The sequence below is a fragment of the Acinetobacter sp. YH12102 genome (assembly GCF_013419125.1).
GTDB classification, from domain to species: domain Bacteria; phylum Pseudomonadota; class Gammaproteobacteria; order Pseudomonadales; family Moraxellaceae; genus Acinetobacter; species Acinetobacter pseudolwoffii.
In genome coordinates, this window is record NZ_VPAS01000020.1 from 1 (window position 1) to 17,847 (window position 17,847).

Annotated in this window: 16 protein-coding genes and 4 pseudogenes; 7 read left to right on the forward strand and 13 right to left on the reverse strand. The window is 55.6% G+C overall.

The window, feature by feature from the left end; translation table 11 throughout:
* From FTU42_RS13465 to FTU42_RS13475, 4 genes and pseudogenes are all read left to right on the forward strand, one after another.
* Positions 1–125, forward strand: a pseudogene (locus FTU42_RS13465) (DDE-type integrase/transposase/recombinase); the annotation flags it as partial.
* A gap of 247 nt (positions 126–372) precedes the next feature.
* Complete coding sequence (gene floR / locus FTU42_RS13470) at positions 373–1,587, forward strand: chloramphenicol/florfenicol efflux MFS transporter FloR (RefSeq protein ID WP_000214119.1); 1,215 nt, start codon at positions 373–375, stop codon at positions 1,585–1,587.
* Between the two features lie 27 nt (positions 1,588–1,614).
* Positions 1,615–1,914: pseudogene (locus FTU42_RS14995) on the forward strand (LysR family transcriptional regulator); the annotation flags it as partial.
* Between the two features lie 3 nt (positions 1,915–1,917).
* Positions 1,918–2,598, forward strand: coding sequence for a LysR family substrate-binding domain-containing protein (locus tag FTU42_RS13475; protein ID WP_109354582.1), 681 nt, complete (start codon positions 1,918–1,920; stop codon positions 2,596–2,598).
* Positions 2,599–2,795: 197 nt separating this feature from the next.
* On the opposite strand, the pseudogene FTU42_RS13480 reads toward FTU42_RS13475, so the two are convergent.
* Positions 2,796–3,023 (reverse strand): annotated as a pseudogene (locus FTU42_RS13480) (IS4 family transposase); the annotation flags it as partial.
* Between the two features lie 89 nt (positions 3,024–3,112).
* Between FTU42_RS13480 and sul2 the strand changes: the two are divergent.
* Both sul2 and FTU42_RS13490 read left to right on the forward strand, forming a co-directional pair.
* Positions 3,113–3,928, forward strand: a complete 816-nt coding sequence (sul2, locus tag FTU42_RS13485; RefSeq protein ID WP_001043260.1) for a sulfonamide-resistant dihydropteroate synthase Sul2 — start codon at positions 3,113–3,115, stop codon at positions 3,926–3,928.
* An 86-nt stretch (positions 3,929–4,014) separates the two neighbouring features.
* Positions 4,015–4,317 carry a phosphoglucosamine mutase gene (locus tag FTU42_RS13490; RefSeq protein WP_000251875.1) on the forward strand — a complete coding sequence of 101 codons (303 nt, stop codon included), beginning with the start codon at positions 4,015–4,017 and terminating at the stop codon, positions 4,315–4,317.
* Positions 4,318–4,492: 175 nt separating this feature from the next.
* Here the strand turns inward: FTU42_RS13490 and FTU42_RS13500 are convergent, their stop codons facing one another.
* From FTU42_RS13500 to FTU42_RS13555, 11 genes and pseudogenes are all read right to left on the reverse strand, one after another.
* Positions 4,493–5,986: an IS91-like element ISVsa3 family transposase gene (locus FTU42_RS13500; protein WP_001120888.1), complete on the reverse strand. Its 1,494-nt coding sequence runs from the start codon at positions 5,984–5,986 to the stop codon at positions 4,493–4,495.
* A 210-nt stretch (positions 5,987–6,196) separates the two neighbouring features.
* Positions 6,197–6,421, reverse strand: coding sequence for a hypothetical protein (locus tag FTU42_RS13505; protein ID WP_000743213.1), 225 nt, complete (start codon positions 6,419–6,421; stop codon positions 6,197–6,199).
* Positions 6,418–7,155, reverse strand: coding sequence for a recombinase family protein (locus tag FTU42_RS13510; RefSeq protein WP_001366550.1), 738 nt, complete (start codon positions 7,153–7,155; stop codon positions 6,418–6,420). Before FTU42_RS13510 ends, FTU42_RS13505 begins: the two co-directional genes overlap by 4 nt.
* Before the next feature lie 148 nt (positions 7,156–7,303).
* Positions 7,304–8,470, reverse strand: a complete 1,167-nt coding sequence (locus tag FTU42_RS13515; protein ID WP_024160783.1) for a tetracycline-inactivating monooxygenase Tet(X3) — start codon at positions 8,468–8,470, stop codon at positions 7,304–7,306.
* A gap of 189 nt (positions 8,471–8,659) precedes the next feature.
* Positions 8,660–9,325 carry a tyrosine-type recombinase/integrase gene (locus tag FTU42_RS13520; protein WP_015060916.1) on the reverse strand — a complete coding sequence of 222 codons (666 nt, stop codon included), beginning with the start codon at positions 9,323–9,325 and terminating at the stop codon, positions 8,660–8,662.
* Between the two features lie 492 nt (positions 9,326–9,817).
* Positions 9,818–10,654, reverse strand: coding sequence for an aminoglycoside O-phosphotransferase APH(6)-Id (locus tag FTU42_RS13530; protein WP_000480968.1), 837 nt, complete (start codon positions 10,652–10,654; stop codon positions 9,818–9,820).
* The gene (gene aph(3'')-Ib, locus FTU42_RS13535) at positions 10,654–11,457 is read right to left on the reverse strand and encodes an aminoglycoside O-phosphotransferase APH(3'')-Ib (RefSeq protein ID WP_001082319.1); all 804 of its coding nucleotides are present in this window, start codon (positions 11,455–11,457) and stop codon (positions 10,654–10,656) included. Before aph(3'')-Ib ends, FTU42_RS13530 begins: the two co-directional genes overlap by 1 nt.
* A 65-nt stretch (positions 11,458–11,522) precedes the next feature.
* Positions 11,523–12,092, reverse strand: a complete 570-nt coding sequence (locus FTU42_RS13540; RefSeq protein WP_306670246.1) for a recombinase family protein — start codon at positions 12,090–12,092, stop codon at positions 11,523–11,525.
* Positions 12,093–12,136: 44 nt separating this feature from the next.
* On the reverse strand, positions 12,137–12,922 hold the full coding sequence (gene istB / locus FTU42_RS13545; protein WP_075168335.1) for an IS21-like element helper ATPase IstB: 786 nt from the start codon (positions 12,920–12,922) through the stop codon (positions 12,137–12,139).
* Complete coding sequence (gene istA, locus FTU42_RS13550) at positions 12,919–13,977, reverse strand: IS21 family transposase (RefSeq protein ID WP_373686739.1); 1,059 nt, start codon at positions 13,975–13,977, stop codon at positions 12,919–12,921. The genes istB and istA overlap by 4 nt, the downstream gene beginning before the upstream one ends.
* 106 nt (positions 13,978–14,083) lie before the next feature.
* Positions 14,084–14,176: pseudogene (locus FTU42_RS13555) on the reverse strand (recombinase family protein); the annotation flags it as partial.
* Between the two features lie 125 nt (positions 14,177–14,301).
* On the opposite strand from FTU42_RS13555, the gene FTU42_RS13560 reads away from it, so the two are divergent.
* Positions 14,302–17,187 carry a Tn3 family transposase gene (locus FTU42_RS13560; RefSeq protein WP_001138082.1) on the forward strand — a complete coding sequence of 962 codons (2,886 nt, stop codon included), beginning with the start codon at positions 14,302–14,304 and terminating at the stop codon, positions 17,185–17,187.
* 368 nt (positions 17,188–17,555) lie between these two features.
* Here the strand turns inward: FTU42_RS13560 and FTU42_RS13565 are convergent.
* Positions 17,556–17,847: CopD family protein (locus tag FTU42_RS13565; RefSeq protein WP_180083589.1), on the reverse strand; the 292-nt coding region annotated here is incomplete at its 5' end.

The following is a 17,847-nucleotide window of genomic DNA, read 5'->3' on the forward strand; positions in this document are numbered from 1 at the left end:
TTCAAACAAATTCAGGCTGGGTTTATACTGCATTTATTATTGATGTGTTCTCACGAGCAATTGTTGGATGGAAAGTATCGACACGGATGAATACAGATATGGTGCTCGATGCATTGGAGCAAGCATTTAGGGCGGCAGAGGGGGCTGGAACGCTGAGTGCGCCCATGCCGCATTGCGAAGCAAAAGATAATCGGATAAAATGTAGCAATTCATATTCGTAAGCGTGGAGTAATCAGATGGGAAATTCCAAGTCAGCAGACAAGTAAGCCGCAACAACCAGTATTGTTGTTGCGGCGCTCTGTAAGGCTAGTCTCATCTGATTGCTGACGAGCAGACGTCGCCCGGTATTCCTTAATCGAGGGTTGATTCGTCATGACCACCACACGCCCCGCGTGGGCCTATACGCTGCCGGCAGCACTGCTGCTGATGGCTCCTTTCGACATCCTCGCTTCACTGGCGATGGATATTTATCTCCCTGTCGTTCCAGCGATGCCCGGCATCCTGAACACGACGCCCGCTATGATCCAACTCACGTTGAGCCTCTATATGGTGATGCTCGGCGTGGGCCAGGTGATTTTTGGTCCGCTCTCAGACAGAATCGGGCGACGGCCAATTCTACTTGCGGGCGCAACGGCTTTCGTCATTGCGTCTCTGGGAGCAGCTTGGTCTTCAACTGCACCGGCCTTTGTCGCTTTCCGTCTACTTCAAGCAGTGGGCGCGTCGGCCATGCTGGTGGCGACGTTCGCGACGGTTCGCGACGTTTATGCCAACCGTCCTGAGGGTGTCGTCATCTACGGCCTTTTCAGTTCGATGCTGGCGTTCGTGCCTGCGCTCGGCCCTATCGCCGGAGCATTGATCGGCGAGTTCTTGGGATGGCAGGCGATATTCATTACTTTGGCTATACTGGCGATGCTCGCACTCCTAAATGCGGGTTTCAGGTGGCACGAAACCCGCCCTCTGGATCAAGTCAAGACGCGCCGATCTGTCTTGCCGATCTTCGCGAGTCCGGCTTTTTGGGTTTACACTGTCGGCTTTAGCGCCGGTATGGGCACCTTCTTCGTCTTCTTCTCGACGGCTCCCCGTGTGCTCATAGGCCAAGCGGAATATTCCGAGATCGGATTCAGCTTTGCCTTCGCCACTGTCGCGCTTGTAATGATCGTGACAACCCGTTTCGCGAAGTCCTTTGTCGCCAGATGGGGCATCGCAGGATGCGTGGCGCGTGGGATGGCGTTGCTTGTTTGCGGAGCGGTCCTGTTGGGGATCGGCGAACTTTACGGCTCGCCGTCATTCCTCACCTTCATCCTACCGATGTGGGTTGTCGCGGTCGGTATTGTCTTCACGGTGTCCGTTACCGCGAACGGCGCTTTGGCAGAGTTCGACGACATCGCGGGATCAGCGGTCGCGTTCTACTTCTGCGTTCAAAGCCTGATAGTCAGCATTGTCGGGACATTGGCGGTGGCACTTTTAAACGGTGACACAGCGTGGCCCGTGATCTGTTACGCCACGGCGATGGCGGTACTGGTTTCGTTGGGGCTGGTGCTCCTTCGGCTCCGTGGGGCTGCCACCGAGAAGTCGCCAGTCGTCTAACCGACGACTGGTAGCAGGCCCGCTCCGATGCGGCGCACTAACCATCGAAACCTCGTGAATGTCGGTATCCTGTCTGGCAGGATACCGCTCATTTCCCTTGTTCAGTTCATCGCCGTCGCCGAGCATCTGAATTTTCGGCATGCGGCCAAGGCACTTGGTATCAGCCAGTCGAGCGTCAGCGCGCGTGTGAAAGCGCTGGAGGATAACCTTGGTGTCCTGCTATTTGAGCGCCATGCGCGGGGCGTTCGGCTAACAGACGCAGGCAGGCACTTCATGGAGCGTGTCACGGCGGGTGTCGATCAACTCGATCACGCAGTGAAGACCGCAGGCATGACAGCTCAAGGAGAATACGGCCGGCTTCGCATCGGCATCCATGCCTTAATCCCACGCAGCTTTCTCACGGAGCTGATCCGTCATTATCGGGAAGAACATACGGGCATTGAGGTTGAGATCACCGAAGGCACAGCCCGCGATGCGGTGATGCAGCTTCGTGCTGACCAGCTCGACGTGGTGTTCGTCGCGGGCAAGCCCGAGATGCCCGACTGCCATACCCGACCGATCTGGACCGAACCGCTGGTGGCCGTGCTATCGGATGGGCATCGCCTCGCCGGGCAGTCCGCAATCACTTGGTCCGATCTGGTCGGCGAGACTTTCATTGTTCGCTATGGTGGCACCGGCCCGCAGGTCCATGACCATATCGTGCTGCGCCTTGCCGGGCGTTGGCCCGCACCGTCGATCCGGCGCTTTGATGTGGGGCGCGACACGCTGCTATCTATGGTCGGACAAGGCTTCGGCATCACTATCGTCGGCGAGGCAACGTCATTGTTGCCGACGACCGGCATCGTCTTCCTGCCCTTCCTCGATGAACCGGAGCCGGTTGCCTTTACAGCCGTCTGGTCGCCGTTCAATCGCAACTCCGCACTGAAAAATCTACTCAACCTCGCAGGCAAAATGAAGCGTGACGGCGATTCGCCCAATCGTTTCCTGGATGGCACTCGACCGGCACGATAACGGCACAGGCGATCCATCCTATTTGCCGCCGATAGTATCCGGCAGCCCTCCGGCATCCTCTTTCCTGTTGCCCGTCCCGATTTTGCCTACTCTCTGATCGGCTCCGTCTCTTTTGCCGACTGGAGCCTGCATTGCGCGGAGGCCGAATCCTTTGGGGTCAGATCGCCGTAGTCATCACCATCGTTCTGGTGATGACACTGAGAAATTTGACGATAATCAAAATACTGACCTGCAAAGAAGCGCTGCATACGTCGATAAAATGATTGTGGTAAACACTTGATGGGCAAGGCTTTAGATGCAGAAGAAAGATTACATGTTTGCTTTAAAATAATCACAAGCATGATGAGCGCAAAGCACTTTAAATGTGACTTGTTCCATTTTAGAGATTTGTTTAAGATAAGATATAACTCATTGAGATGTGTCATAGTATTCGTCGTTAGAAAACAATTATTGTGACATTATTTCAATGAGTTATCTATTTTTGTCGTGTACAGAGATTATTATAGAAGCCCCCATGAATAAATCGCTCATCATTTTCGGCATCGTCAACATAACCTCGGACAGTTTCTCCGATGGAGGCCGGTATCTGGCGCCAGACGCAGCCATTGCGCAGGCGCGTAAGCTGATGGCCGAGGGGGCAGATGTGATCGACCTCGGTCCGGCATCCAGCAATCCCGACGCCGCGCCTGTTTCGTCCGACACAGAAATCGCGCGTATCGCGCCGGTGCTGGACGCGCTCAAGGCAGATGGCATTCCCGTCTCGCTCGACAGTTATCAACCCGCGACGCAAGCCTATGCCTTGTCGCGTGGTGTGGCCTATCTCAATGATATTCGCGGTTTTCCAGACGCTGCGTTCTATCCGCAATTGGCGAAATCATCTGCCAAACTCGTCGTTATGCATTCGGTGCAAGACGGGCAGGCAGATCGGCGCGAGGCACCCGCTGGCGACATCATGGATCACATTGCGGCGTTCTTTGACGCGCGCATCGCGGCGCTGACGGGTGCCGGTATCAAACGCAACCGCCTTGTCCTTGATCCCGGCATGGGGTTTTTTCTGGGGGCTGCTCCCGAAACCTCGCTCTCGGTGCTGGCGCGGTTCGATGAATTGCGGCTGCGCTTCGATTTGCCGGTGCTTCTGTCTGTTTCGCGCAAATCCTTTCTGCGCGCGCTCACAGGCCGTGGTCCGGGGGATGTCGGGGCCGCGACACTCGCTGCAGAGCTTGCCGCCGCCGCAGGTGGAGCTGACTTCATCCGCACACACGAGCCGCGCCCCTTGCGCGACGGGCTGGCGGTATTGGCGGCGCTGAAAGAAACCGCAAGAATTCGTTAACTGCACATTCGGGATATTTCTCTATATTCGCGGTTCAGCAGGCATGTCCCCTTTGAGGGCGACCCGACGACAGGATAATCGACCTTATGGTGCGCAAATATTTCGGCACAGACGGTATTCGTGGCAAAGCCAACGAAGGCGCGATGACGGCGGAAACCGCCTTGCGCGTCGGCATGGCGGCTGGCCGTGTCTTTCGTCGCGGTGACCACCGCCATCGTGTCGTGATCGGCAAGGATACGCGCCTGTCGGGCTATATGCTTGAACCCGCGCTCACAGCCGGTTTCACCTCGATGGGCATGGACGTATTCCTTTTTGGCCCGCTGCCGACAACGTATAGGAAGAATAAACGCCCTTTTCACCCAAGTCCAACAGCTTTGGACCGCAGTTGACTCTTTCGACACCCCTGCGATGCAACCCAATCCGGCTGACGGGGAGCCAGCAACGCTGAAAATTTACCCTCCTCTTTCCCACTAGCGGCTCCTTTTCCGACAACCAGCACGGCGGATCCCTGCCGCGGCGCTGTGAACGCAGCATTTTGATTGGTATCGTTGGCCTTCAGGCTCGTCAGTCAAACAGACCCAGGAGCAGCTCAGCCGGTGGCGCCCGGCTTTCGGGTAACGCCCTGGTCCCGCTGGTTTCGGCTTTGTGCTTCAGGTGATCAAGGATCTGCTTGATCACTATAGGGTCTTCAATGCAGGCGATGACTTTCATGGCGCCGCCGCAGCCGCTGCAGGTCTCGATGTCGATATTGAAAACACGCTTGAGCCGTTGCGCCCATGTCATCGACGCTCGCCGTTGTGCTGGTGTTGCCGGTTCATCAGCCACCCTGACCTTGTTGCCCCTGCCCCGTTTTGCCGGCGTGACCAACGCCCGGTGCCGACTGTTGGGTGCGAACACCCCGTGGAAGCGGGTTAGGTTGACTCTGGGCTTCGGTACCAGGGCGGCCAGCCTTGCAATGAAATCCAATGGTTCGAAAATGACGTGCGTGGTGCCGTCCCGGTACGGCGTCTTGAGCTGGTAGCGCACGTTGCCGCCTCGTGTTAACGACAGCCGCTTCTCGGATACCGCCGGGCGGCTGATGTACCGGCACAGCCGTTCGAGCTTCTTGCGTTCATCGGCCCTGGCCGCCACGCCGGCGTGCAGGCTGGACCCGGCTACCTTGCCAATCCCGTCACCGAACGGATCACCACTGGTCGGCAGAGTTTGCAAAGTGAACACCTTTCGCCCCGCCTGTGAACCGACAGCGATACGGTAAGTGATCGAGTGCCCCAGCAGGGGTGTCATCGGGTCGTCATCCACCGCATCCGAGGCCAGATAGCTGTTTTCGACATCCCGTTCCAGCAGGCCTTGCCGTTCCAGATAGCGACCCACCCGGTGGGCGATGGTGTGCGTCAGCTGGGTGAGCTCTGGGCTGGTCGGCGCCTTGACCCAGCGGAAACGCGCTGAGCCGTGGGATTGCTCGACATACACACCGTCGAGAAACAGCATGTGGAAGTGAACATTCAGATTGAGCGCCGATCCAAAACGCTGGATCAGGGTGACCGCGCCCGTCTTGGCCACTTGGTGGGTATGGCCCGCTTTCTTGACCAGGTGCGTGGCAATGACGCGGTAAACGATGCCCAGCACCCACCCCATGATCTCGGGCCGGCTGGCAAACAGGAAACGCAGCTGAAACGGGAAGCTCAACACCCACTGACGCATGGGTTGTTCAGGCAGTACTTCATCAACCAGCAAGGCGGCACTTTCGGCCATCCGCCGCGCCCCACAGCTCGGGCAGAAACCGCGACGCTTACAGCTGAAAGCGACCAGGTGCTCGGCGTGGCAAGACTCGCAGCGAACCCGTAGAAAGCCATGCTCCAGCCGCCCGCATTGGAGAAATTCTTCAAATTCCCGTTGCACATAGCCCGGCAATTCCTTTCCCTGCTCTGCCATAAGCGCAGCGAATGCCGGGTAATACTCGTCAACGATCTGATAGAGAAGGGTTTGCTCGGGTCGGTGGCTCTGGTAACGACCAGTATCCCGATCCCGGCTGGCCGTCCTGGCCGCCACATGAGGCATGTTCCGCGTCCTTGCAATACTGTGTTTACATACAGTCTATCGCTTAGCGGAAAGTTCTTTTACCCTCAGCCGAAATGCCTGCCGTTGCTAGACATTGCCAGCCAGTGCCCGTCACTCCCACTCGATTGTAAACAAGCACACAAAACCCTTTAGTGACAACAATTTGCAAGAACTATCAGGCTCAGTGCCATGAAAAATACCATGACCAGATCATGAGGTTGAACACGGCTTGCGCCGGCAGCGTTCACGCTCCTGGTCGGCGATCTCGCCCGGCTGCAATGCTAGCTCAGCATCGGTCATGCGCTCCAGCACGTCGCGTAGGCGGATGGTGCAAGGAATGGGCGGCAGCTCGAACTCATAGCCGCCGGCGATCATTTCGGCCGCAATCTCCTCGGTGATGAAAAACGGCTCGTCGTCTTGGTTCGGCTTCTTCATGCCCTTTCCTCCTGGCGCTCATCCTGGCCGACAGCGGCCAGGGCATCGGCTTCCGTCAATGCGTCCTCCACGAACGCGCCGTGCTGCTTCGCTTCGGCCTGGCTGACCTCGGCCCATATCCGTTTCACCTGGGCCGCACTGTACCCGGCCAGCTCGGCGGTCTTGTTGATGCTGTAGCCGGACTTGCGCAGCGCGACAACTTGGGCGCGGCGCTTCGGATCAGCACGGCGGCCCTTGTACCGCCCGGCCTGGCGGGCCAACTCAATGCCTTGGCGCTGGCGTTCGCGCCTGTCCTCGTAGTCGTCGCGGGCCATCTGCAAGGCCAGGCGAAAAAGCATGATCTGCACGGCTTCCAGCACGATCTTGGCGACGCCCTGGGCCTCGGCCGCCAGGTCGGATAGATCGACCACGCCAGGGACGGCCAGGCGTGCGCCTTTGGCCTGTATCGAGGCCACCAGGCGCTCGGCCTCGGGCAAAGGTAGGCGGCTGATGCGGTCGATCTTCTCGGCAATGACCACCTCGCCGGGCTGTAGGTCGCCGATCATGCGCAGCAGCTCAGGCCGGTCGGCGCGTGCGCCGGATGCCTTCTCACGGTAGATGCCGGCGACGTAGTAGCCGGCGGCCTTCGCGGCCGTAGTGATCGCCTCTTGGCGTTCCAAGTCCTGCGCGTCGGTGCTGACGCGCAGATAGACCCGCGCCACCATCGGCGCGGCTACTGGCTTCGTCCTGCGCATACTTGCGGGCTCCTTTGGGCATACTCAAATGCACCCATCTTAAACTGGCAGCTAATGTACAAAAGTTGATAGAAGCACACAAGTTCAATTTTGCACTTCTGCCCCACTATTGCAAAACTGCTTGTTAGTAGCCGTTTTTTCTTACTGTTTATAGATTCAATAATTTTTGAAACGAAAAATTGGGACTAAACATTTCGGTTTCGTTTTCTGTCGATTCGTCCTGCGTATCTTTTGCATAAACAAACATTTGTTGTTCGTAGTTTTCGATGGCATTTTCAATACTTGTAAATTCTCCGTTTGTAAGGTTTTCAGACAATATCAAAGCATCCAATAATCCCGTATTTACACCCTGTCCTGCAAAAGGCGACATCAAATGAGCAGCATCGCCAATCATTGTTATGGGTAATGGACGGTTACTTTTCCAATCATTGTTCAAAGGAAATTTCCTTGTGGGCAAGCATTGAAATGTTGATACCGAACGTATTAATTGTTTGTAAACTTCACTCCATTTGGAAAATCTTTTCAATAAAAAATCGGCAACGCTGTTTCTGTCCTGAAAATCTAAGGGAATTTTATTTTTCCATTCATCGGGCGTTTTAAAACTAATTCCTAAATACAATGCACCATTATTATTGGGATTGGCAAACAATAAAATGCCCTGATGTCCCGCCATTAATCGGTTGCCGTTGCATAGCTGAAAAAATCCGGGACAGTTTATTTCCGGTTGAAGAATATCAGCTTGGATGTTGAAAGTACCGGTTTCTTCAACTTGCGTGTCGGTAACAAAGCTCCTTATTTTCGACATTCCACCATTGGCAAGAATAACCAAATCTGCTGTTTCACTCGGTTTATTCTCAAAAGTTAGTGTCCACTTCTTCTTACCAGGTTCAAGCATAACAAGTTTTCTATCCCAAATAACCGTGTCGTTTTCTAAACTATTCAACAAGATAGCCCTTAAGTCATTTCTGTTTATTTCAGGATTGTCAAATCGATTTTCGGGCTTTACATTTTTTGTGGATAAAATATTGCCTTTTTCATCAGCAATATTTACACCCATTGGTAAGGCTAAGTCATAATAAGTTTGTAACAATCCCGCTTTTTTCATTGCTTCCTGACCTGAACCTTTGTGTAGGTCAAGGGTTCCACCAAAAATTCTTGCCTCTCGGTCGTTGTCTCTTTCGTAAACTGAAACGTCTATGCCGTTTTGCTGTAATAATTTTGCCATAGTCAGTCCAACGGGTCCACCACCAATTATTGCAACGTTCTTATCACTAAGTAAATTCATTTGTTTGTCCGTATCTATTCGCATTGTCATTCAAAAATGGCACATAACAAGTGGCTATACGCCAAATGGCGTATATATCCACTATATCTTATTTTGCTAAACCTTTCATTATCAGTGACAAATCCGTTTTCAACCGTTTACCGTTCGTTTCTACTCTCTCAAAAGGATTTATATTCATAGTGCTTTTTGTTAAGTTTTGCTCAAATATACAAATCCTTTCTATATATCTAACAAATCCATCGGACTTTTTAATTGTTCCATTCCCTTGGTGGTAATATGTGTATAAACCTCAGTTGTTTTACTGCTTGAATGACCTAACAACGATTGAATATAACGTAAACTCGTACCATTCTCAAGCAAATGCGTTGCAAAGCTATGTCGTAAGGTATGTACAGTAACTTCCTTTTGAATCTTTGCTTTTAAAACAGCTGCTTTAAAAATGTTTTGAATACTTCGGCTTGAGTATGCGCCACCTTTTTGACCTTCAAATAAATAATCTTTTGGTTTATATTCCATAAAGTATGTTCTTAAAATAATTAATGTTTTCTCAGATAAAATGGTATAACGATCTCTTTTTCCTTTTGACTGTTCTATACGAATTTGCATGCGCTTGGAGTCAATGTCTTTTATTTTCAGGTTTATACATTCAGAAATGCGCAAACCTGCCGAATAAATAGTCATCAGAATAGCCTTGTGTTTCACGTTTTCAATAGCGCGTAGTACCCGAATGGTTTCTTCTTCACTCATCACAACAGGAAGTGTTTTTTCTTTTTTTGGTCTTTCGATGAAATATGTTTTCCGTTGTCCACCCAAAACACGTTCGTAATAAAACTTAATCGCATTGATTGCCTGGTTTTGATAAGATATTGAAACTTTTCGCTCCATAACCAAATGTCGGAGAAATGATTGTATATGTCCTTCATTCAATCGATCGACGTATAGGAAGAATAAACGCCCTTTTCACCCAAGTCCAACAGCTTTGGACCGCAGTTGACTCTTTCGACACCCCTGCGATGCAACCCAATCCGGCTGACGGGGAGCCAGCAACGCTGAAAATTTACCCTCCTCTTTCCCACTAGCGGCTCCTTTTCCGACAACCAGCACGGCGGATCCCTGCCGCGGCGCTGTGAACGCAGCATTTTGATTGGTATCGTTGGCCTTCAGGCTCGTCAGTCAAACAGACCCAGGAGCAGCTCAGCCGGTGGCGCCCGGCTTTCGGGTAACGCCCTGGTCCCGCTGGTTTCGGCTTTGTGCTTCAGGTGATCAAGGATGGGGTCGTTTGCGGGAGAGGGCGAAATCCTACGCTAAGGCTTTGGCCAACGATATTCTCCGGTAAGATTGATGTGTTCCCAGGGGATAGGAGAAGTCGCTTGATATCTAGTATGACGTCTGTCGCACCTGCTTGATCGCGGCCGCGATAGCTAGATCGCGTTGCTCCTCTTCTCCATCCGCGTTCCAAGCTGCGGAAAGGCACCCATAAGCGTACGCCTGGTCGAGCAGGCGACGCGGATCGACGTCCAGCGCACGAGAGAATGCGTCCGCCATCTGTGCAATGCGTCTAGGATCGAGACAAAGGTCGTCTCTGTCAGCCGGATCGTAGAACATATTGGCGGCGCCAAAGCCCACTTCACCGACCAGACCGACGGGATCTATCACCAGCCAGCCGCGACTGGAGAACATGATGTTTTCATGATGCAGATCGCCATGTAGCCCACGCAGTTCCGAGGCATTGCTCATCATTTGATCGGCTATAATCGCCGCGTGGACGTAGTCAGTTTGACAACCTGCGTTTTGATCATCGCGCGCCCGCTGAAACAAAGCTGCAAAGCGATCCCGGATCGGGAGAAGGGCAGAAGGCAGGGGTTCCTCAGATGCGGCATACAGCTTCGCCATTAGTTCCGCTGCAATTTCGGTCGCCTGGTAGTCGCCGTGCTCGGCAACGATGTGAGAGAGCATTCGCTCCCCGGCATATTCGAGCAACATCAGATTGTTCTCACGACCGAGCAACCGGACTGCTCCCCTCCCATTGCGCCATACCAGATAGTCGGCCCCGCGCAGTTCATCAGCAATGTCTTCTATAGGTTTCAATCCCTTGACGATTGCAGGAGTCCCGTCTGGCAATGAAACTTTCCAAACGAGGCTGGAAAAGGTGTCCGCAATGAGAACAGGTTGCGAAACGTGCCAATGAGCAGGAAAAACAGGCGGCATGAACATCAACCCCAAGTCAGAGGGTCCAATCGCAGATAGAAGGCAAGGCGTTCGCGGTCGGGGGCTTCGATCCCCAATACATTGAATAGGACAGCGAAGGCGCGCTCTGCTTCATCTGGCGCTGCCCAGTTCTCTTCGGCGTTAGCAATCATGAGTGCCAAATCGGCATAGCGATCTGCTGTTCCGAGCCGCCCAAGGTCGATCAGACCCGTGCATTGAAGAGTTTTAGGGTCCACCATGAAGTTCGGCATGCAGGGATCACCATGGCAAACAACCATATCGGTGCGCTCTTGGTCGAGCCGCACCGGTAGCTCTCGTTCGACACGAGCCAAAAGATCGAGCTGCGGCGTACTCTTGTCCTCGTCCGGTAAGAAGTCGGGATTGACGGCATTGCGGGACACCACATCAACGGCGCGTCCGAACATTCGCGACAGCCTGCGCTCAAACGGACATTGATCAACCGATAGGCTGTGAACAGCGCCAAGTTGCTGCCCCATTGACGGCCACGCTTTGAGCAAATCCGCTCCAGACAGATCAGCCGCCGGTACTCCCGGAATTGCCGTTATCACCAAGCATGCACCCTCCTGTTCCTCCTGCCAGTTGATCACCTCGGGGCAAGCCACACCTCGACCTTTGAGCCAAATGAGGCGGTCACGCTCTCCAGCGAGCTCACCGCGGCGGGAAGCAGGTGCGATTTTCGCGAAGGCATGCCCGTCACCACGTCGAAAAACAAAATCACCAGATTCTCCGCCTCTGACAGGCAACCAGTCAGAATGCGATTCACCAAAAAAAATATTAGTTCGATTCAATGGAGGTTCCTTCAGTTTTCTGATGAAGCGCGGAGGTGGCTCAACCTGCGAAAAGAAACGAGTTGCTACGTAAGTCCGAGAACATGCTTTCCATGGTCTCTGAGCTCGCCTTTGGGACCGACATATCGGTAGAGAGTGACGCGCTCGATGCCGAGTTCCTTGCAGAGATCGGAAACTGAAGTATCGCGCTGGGCCATGGCGGCTTGCGCGAGACGCACCTGAGCTTTGGTGAGCGCGAATTTTCGTCCGCCCTTGCGACCGCGCGCTCTCGCGGAGGCGAGACCCGCCATGGTGCGCTCTCGGATCAGATCCCGCTCGAACTCGGCCAAGGTGGCGAAGATTCCGAACACCATGCGACCGGACGCAGTCGTGGTGTCGATCTGAGCGCCCTTTCCAGTCAGAACCCGCAGGCCGATCTTGCGGTCTGACAGCTCCTTCACCGTGTTGACCAGATGGGCAAGCGATCGTCCGAGGCGATCGAGCTTCCAGACCACCAGCACATCGCCGTCACGCAATGACTTGAGGCAGGCAGTCAAGCCAGGGCGATCATCACGACCGCCGGAAGCAAGATCATCATAGATATTGTCCCGTTTGTCAACAGCGACTGAAAACTGATACAGCTTTCGTAGTGCCAGCGATTTAAAACTGATACACCACCGTCGCTGAACACGGCCAGTGTTCAGCCGATTTCTGCCACATCGCTCCCCCTCATCATCCCGGCCTGGCGCTGATGCTTCAGCCGGTAGCTTTCCCCGGCGATCGGCACGATGTGCGCATGGTGCAGCAGCCGGTCGAGCAAGGCCGCTGTCAAGGTCGTGTCCTGCGCAAACGTCATGTCCCACTGGCCGAACGAGAGGTTGCTGGTCACGATTAAACTACTGCGCTCATACAGCGCCGCGATCACCTGGAAGAACAGGTTGGCCTGTTCCCGGTTCATGGGCAGGTAGCCGATCTCGTCGATGATCAGCAGACGATATGCCTTGATTGCGCGATGCATTACTGCCTTCAGATTGTTCTGCGCATGCGCCGTCGTCAACGTCAGCATCAGATCGGCCGCCGTCGTGAAGCGCGTCTTGATGCCGGCCTGCGTGGCCTTGTAACCGAGTGCCATCGCCAGGTGCGTCTTGCCGACGCCGCTCGGTCCGACCAGTACAACGTTCTCATGCCGCTCGACGAAGCCCAACCCGGCCAGCTCCTCGATCTGGCTGCGCTTGACGCCCTTGGCGAAGTCGTAGTTGAACTCGTCCAGCGTTTTCACCACCGGGAACCCCGCCAGCCGGGTCATCGTGCCTTGCTTCCTCACGTTGCGTCCGGCGGCTTCTTCGCGCAGCAGATCCTCGAGGAAGTCGCTGTAGGCCATCTGCTCCCTGGCGGCCCTCTGGGTTGCGGCGCCATAGCCTTGAGCCACGAATGGCAGGTTCAAGCTCTCGCATAACGCCGCGATACGCTCATGCTGCAGGTTCATGCCGCCACCCCTTCCGATACCCGCACCAGCAGCGCGTCGTACACCTGCAGCGGATGCTGCAGCGGGGACGGTTGCGCGATCCGGCTCACCACTGCCGCCGGCCGCGGGGCTGACGGTGGGCCGGCCACTGGCTGTGGCCGAGCCGCGGCAATGTCGGCCCGCCATGGCGCCGGCAGCGCTTGCAAGTATTGCGCCTCCCGCTTCAGCGCGTCGGCGGGGCGCTCCCCGGTCGTGCCGTGGATGCGTGCATTGGCCACCTCGCGCAACCAGTGGGCTACTTCCGCGTTGGCGGTGACGACATCAAGCTTCTGCCCGCTTTGCGCCAGGCGGCTCGCCAGCGGCACATAGAACGAGCGGCGCAGATAGCCGTTGAAGCGCTCGACCTTGCCCTTGGTCTTGGCCCGGTACGGCTGGCACAGCTTGATGACGAAGCCGCTGTGTTTGGCGTAATCCAGGAAGCCGGCATGATAGCGGTGCTCGCCGTCGCCGTACGCATCGCGCTCCAGCACGACCGTCTTCATGTTGTCGTACAGGACCCGCCGGGTGACGCCGCCGAACGCGGCAAAAGCGCGTTCGTGGCAGGCGATCAGGGTGTCCACTTTCATGTTGCTGACGAACTCCACATAGCTGGCTCGGCTGAAGCCCAGGGTCGCGCAGAACGCGTGCAACGGCGCGTCGCCCTTGCGGAACTCGACCCAGTCCACCTGCAACTGCTCGCCCTCTGCCGTCTCGAAGCGCACCACCGGGTCGGCCGGAGGCGCTGGCCGCAGCGTCCGCATGAAGGCGCGCAACTGGCTCAGGCCGCCCTGGTAGCCCTGTGCCGCGATCTCGCGGTACAACACCGTCGCTGGAATCACATCGGGCTGCGCGGCCTGCTGGCGTTCCCGCAGGTACTGCTCGAACTGCGCCAGCTTCGTCTGGCGCTTCACCTTGCGCTCGTATTTCGGCACGCCCTCCAGAGCCAGATGCCGCCGTACCGTGTTCACCGCGCAGCCCACCTCGGCGGCGATCCGCCGCAGGCTTAGCCCATGCCTCTTCAGTACTTGAATTTCCACGTACACCTCGTTGGGTTTCAAGGCCGCTCCGCAAAGCGGCCATCTTCTCAAATCGGTGTATCAGTTTTCAATCGCTGCCTGTGTCAGTTTACAACCGCTGCTGACACCGTTCGACACCTGCGGCGCGCAAGGCGTCGTGCTGCAGGTCGAGAGACTGCGAGCCATCGGCTTTGGAGACGCGGGCATATCCGATCAGCATGTATCACAAACGTTGGTTTGAGGCGGCGCTTCGGCCACGATTGCATTGACCTCTGGAAATGTATCTCAACCAGCTTCATAAACAAAGCGTCTTGAACGCTATCAGATTTTGAAAAAGGAACATGTATGCCGCGTCGCGTCACTCTAACCGATCGGCAGAAAGACGCGCTGTTGCGCTTGCCGACTTCACAGACGGATTTGCTCAAGCACTATACGCTGAGTGATGAAGACCTTGGGCATATCAGGCTGCGTCGGCGCGCTCACAACAGGTTCGGCTTCGCCCTGCAATTGTGTGTCCTGCGCTATCCCGGCCGGGTGCTGGCTCCAGGCGAACTGATCCCTGCAGAGGTCATCGAATTTATCGGAGCGCAGCTTGGCCTGGGTGCCGACGATCTCGTAGACTATGCTGCCCGCGAGGAAACACGGCACGAGCATCTTGCCGAGTTACGGGGGCTCTACGGCTTCCGCACCTTCTCCGGACGTGGTGCGAGCGAGCTGAAGGAATGGTTGTTCCGAGAAGCCGAGATGGCGGTGTCGAACGAGGATATCGCCCGTCGCTTCGTAGCCGAGTGCCGACGCACCCGCACTGTCCTTCCCGCGACATCCACGATCGAGCGGCTTTGTGCCGCGGCTCTCGTCGATGCCGAGCGACGCATCGAGACGAGGATCGCCAGTCGGCTGCCTATGTCGATCCGAGAACAGTTGCTGGCATTGCTCGAGGAGACGGCTGATGATCGGGTGACCCGTTTTGTGTGGCTGCGCCAGTTCGAGCCTGGCTCGAACTCTTCGTCGGCCAACCGGCTGCTCGACCGGCTCGAATATCTGCAACGCATCGATCTCCCCGAGGATCTGCTTGCCGGCGTTCCTGCCCATCGGGTGACTCGTCTGCGCAGGCAGGGTGAACGGTATTATGCCGACGGCATGCGCGATCTCCCGGAGGACAGGCGGCTTGCGATCTTGGCTGTTTGCGTCTCGGAATGGCAGGCGATGTTGGCCGACGCAGTGGTCGAAACCCACGACCGGATCGTCGGCCGTCTCTACCGTGCTTCGGAGCGTATTTGCCATGCAAAGGTCGCAGACGAAGCGGGGGTGGTGCGTGACACCCTGAAATCCTTCGCCGAGATCGGGGGCGCCCTGGTCGATGCACAGGATGATGGCCAGCCGCTGGGCGATGTCATCGCGAGTGGGTCAGGGTGGGACGGCTTAAAAACCCTTGTTGCAATGGCAACCAGGCTGACCGCCACCATGGCCGACGATCCGCTCAATCATGTGCTCGACGGTTATCACCGCTTCCGCCGATACGCTCCACGCATGTTGCGCCTGCTCGATCTGCGAGCTGCGCCCGTTGCACTGCCGCTTCTGGAAGCGGTGACGGCCCTTCGTACCGGTTTGAACGATGCCGCGATGACCAGCTTCTTGCGGCCCAGCTCGAAATGGCATCGCCACCTTCGGGCCCAGAGGGCTGGCGACGCTCGCCTATGGGAGATCGCGGTGCTGTTCCATCTGCGCGATGCGTTCCGCTCCGGAGATGTCTGGCTTACTAGGTCCCGGCGCTATGGCGATCTGAAACACGCACTCGTTCCGGCACAATCCATCGCGGAAGGCGGTCGTCTCGCTGTGCCATTGCGGCCGGAGGAATGGCTGGCAGACCGGCAAGCTCGCCTCGACATGCGGTTGCGCGAGCTTGGCCGTGCCGCTCGCGCAGGCACGATCCCGGGCGGGTCGATTGAAAACGGCGTTCTGCATATCGAGAAACTCGAAGCCGCCGCGCCGACAGGCGCCGAAGATCTGGTGCTCGATCTCTACAAGCAGATCCCGCCCACGCGCATCACCGATCTCCTGCTGGAGGTGGATGCGGCGACCGGCTTCACCGAAGCGTTCACCCATCTGCGCACAGGAGCACCCTGCGCTGACCGGATCGGGCTAATGAACGTTATCTTGGCGGAAGGGATCAACCTCGGCTTGCGCAAAATGGCGGATGCGACAAACACCCACACCTTCTGGGAATTGATCCGCATTGGACGGTGGCATGTCGAGGGCGAAGCCTATGACCGGGCGCTGGCCATGGTGGTCGAGGCACAGGCAGCGTTACCCATGGCCCGGTTCTGGGGCATGGGCACGTCGGCTTCGAGCGACGGACAGTTCTTCGTCGCTACAGAGCAAGGTGAGGCCATGAACCTGGTCAACGCGAAATATGGCAATACCCCGGGCCTGAAAGCCTATAGCCACGTCTCCGACCAATATGCGCCGTTCGCAACCCAGGTGATTCCTGCAACGGCAAGCGAAGCGCCTTACATCCTCGATGGCCTGCTGATGAACGATGCTGGACGCCATATCCGCGAGCAGTTCACCGACACGGGCGGCTTCACCGATCACGTCTTTGCCGCATGTGCCATTCTCGGCTACCGGTTCGCTCCGCGCATCCGCGACCTGCCATCCAAACGGCTCTACGCGTTCAATCCGTCGGCCGCCCCGGCGCACCTGCGAGCGTTGATCGGCGGAAAGGTCAACCAAGCCATGATCGAGCGCAATTGGCCCGACATCCTGCGCATCGCCGCCACCATTGCTGCCGGGACCGTCGCGCCAAGCCAGATTCTGCGGAAACTCGCCTCCTATCCGCGGCAGAACGAGCTCGCGACAGCCCTGCGGGAAGTCGGTCGCGTCGAGCGCACCCTGTTCATGATCGACTGGATTCTGGATGCCGAACTCCAACGGCGTGCCCAGATCGGGCTCAACAAAGGCGAAGCTCATCATGCGCTGAAGCGGGCAATCAGCTTCCACCGCCGCGGTGAAATCCGCGACCGTTCCGCCGAAGGCCAGCATTACCGCATCGCCGGCATGAATCTGCTCGCCGCCATCATCATCTTCTGGAACACCATGAAGCTCGGCGAGGTCGTTGCAAACCAGAAACGCGATGGAAAGCTGCTATCGCCCGATCTCTTGGCCCATGTTTCGCCGCTCGGATGGGAACACATCAATCTCACCGGAGAATATCGCTGGCCAAAGCCTTAGCGTAGGATTCCGCCCCCTCCCGCAAACGACCCCTTTTCGGTCTCTAAGCTTTTTTGAAGGGAAAATCATCGACTCAGATCCCTATTTGCAACAGTGCCCTTTAAAATGACATTTTTGTCATCTACGATCACTCTGAAATTTATAAGATTAGTTATTTCAATCAATGGTAGTGAACTGAATAGATAAGACCGTTATGGGTTGAAGATAAGCTAAAAACCGGTGACTACCTTTATGTATAATGCCTCATGATGCGATTTTACTGTTCTGATTGTCGTAAGTTGACAGTCCAGTAGAAACTTTATTGCTCAGCTACAAAAGATAAATGCAGTAATGTTAAATTTCCTCAATTCCCTTATTTTGAAATTCTCTTATTCAATACCCACGACAGTGGTTATATAGCCTGTTGTTAATAGAATTGATAGACCTAATAACATCTCAAATAAAATGGCATGACTAAGGTGTTTAGCGAATTTAGGATGTTGAAGACGCGGGGTGAAATACCATTTGTTGAAGGCAGCTAAAAGTAGAATACTTATAACAAAAAACATTTTAACCATGAAACCATAGCCATATGCAGTATTGATTAAGGTATTAAAATCTTTAATTAAAAGAAGAGCTACACTAGCGCCACAGGCGATTAATATCCCAACAATGAAAGCA

Bases quoted from the DNA above. Each gene is read 5' to 3' on its own strand.
- FTU42_RS13505 (WP_000743213.1), bottom strand. From the start codon at position 6,421: ATGAAGAAGCCGAACCAAGACGACGAGCCGTTTTTCATCACCGAGGAG.
- FTU42_RS13510 (WP_001366550.1), bottom strand. From the start codon at position 7,155: ATGCGCAGGACGAAGCCAGTAGCCGCGCCGATGGTGGCGCGGGTCTAT.
- FTU42_RS13475 (WP_109354582.1), top strand. From the start codon at position 1,918: ATGACAGCTCAAGGAGAATACGGCCGGCTTCGCATCGGCATCCATGCC.
- istB (WP_075168335.1), bottom strand. From the start codon at position 12,922: ATGAACCTGCAGCATGAGCGTATCGCGGCGTTATGCGAGAGCTTGAAC.
- floR (WP_000214119.1), top strand. From the start codon at position 373: ATGACCACCACACGCCCCGCGTGGGCCTATACGCTGCCGGCAGCACTG.
- FTU42_RS13500 (WP_001120888.1), bottom strand. From the start codon at position 5,986: ATGCCTCATGTGGCGGCCAGGACGGCCAGCCGGGATCGGGATACTGGT.
- FTU42_RS13490 (WP_000251875.1), top strand. From the start codon at position 4,015: ATGGTGCGCAAATATTTCGGCACAGACGGTATTCGTGGCAAAGCCAAC.
- FTU42_RS13515 (WP_024160783.1), bottom strand. From the start codon at position 8,470: ATGACAATGCGAATAGATACGGACAAACAAATGAATTTACTTAGTGAT.
- FTU42_RS13560 (WP_001138082.1), top strand. From the start codon at position 14,302: ATGCCGCGTCGCGTCACTCTAACCGATCGGCAGAAAGACGCGCTGTTG.
- FTU42_RS13530 (WP_000480968.1), bottom strand. From the start codon at position 10,654: ATGTTCATGCCGCCTGTTTTTCCTGCTCATTGGCACGTTTCGCAACCT.
- sul2 (WP_001043260.1), top strand. From the start codon at position 3,113: ATGAATAAATCGCTCATCATTTTCGGCATCGTCAACATAACCTCGGAC.
- FTU42_RS13520 (WP_015060916.1), bottom strand. From the start codon at position 9,325: ATGGAGCGAAAAGTTTCAATATCTTATCAAAACCAGGCAATCAATGCG.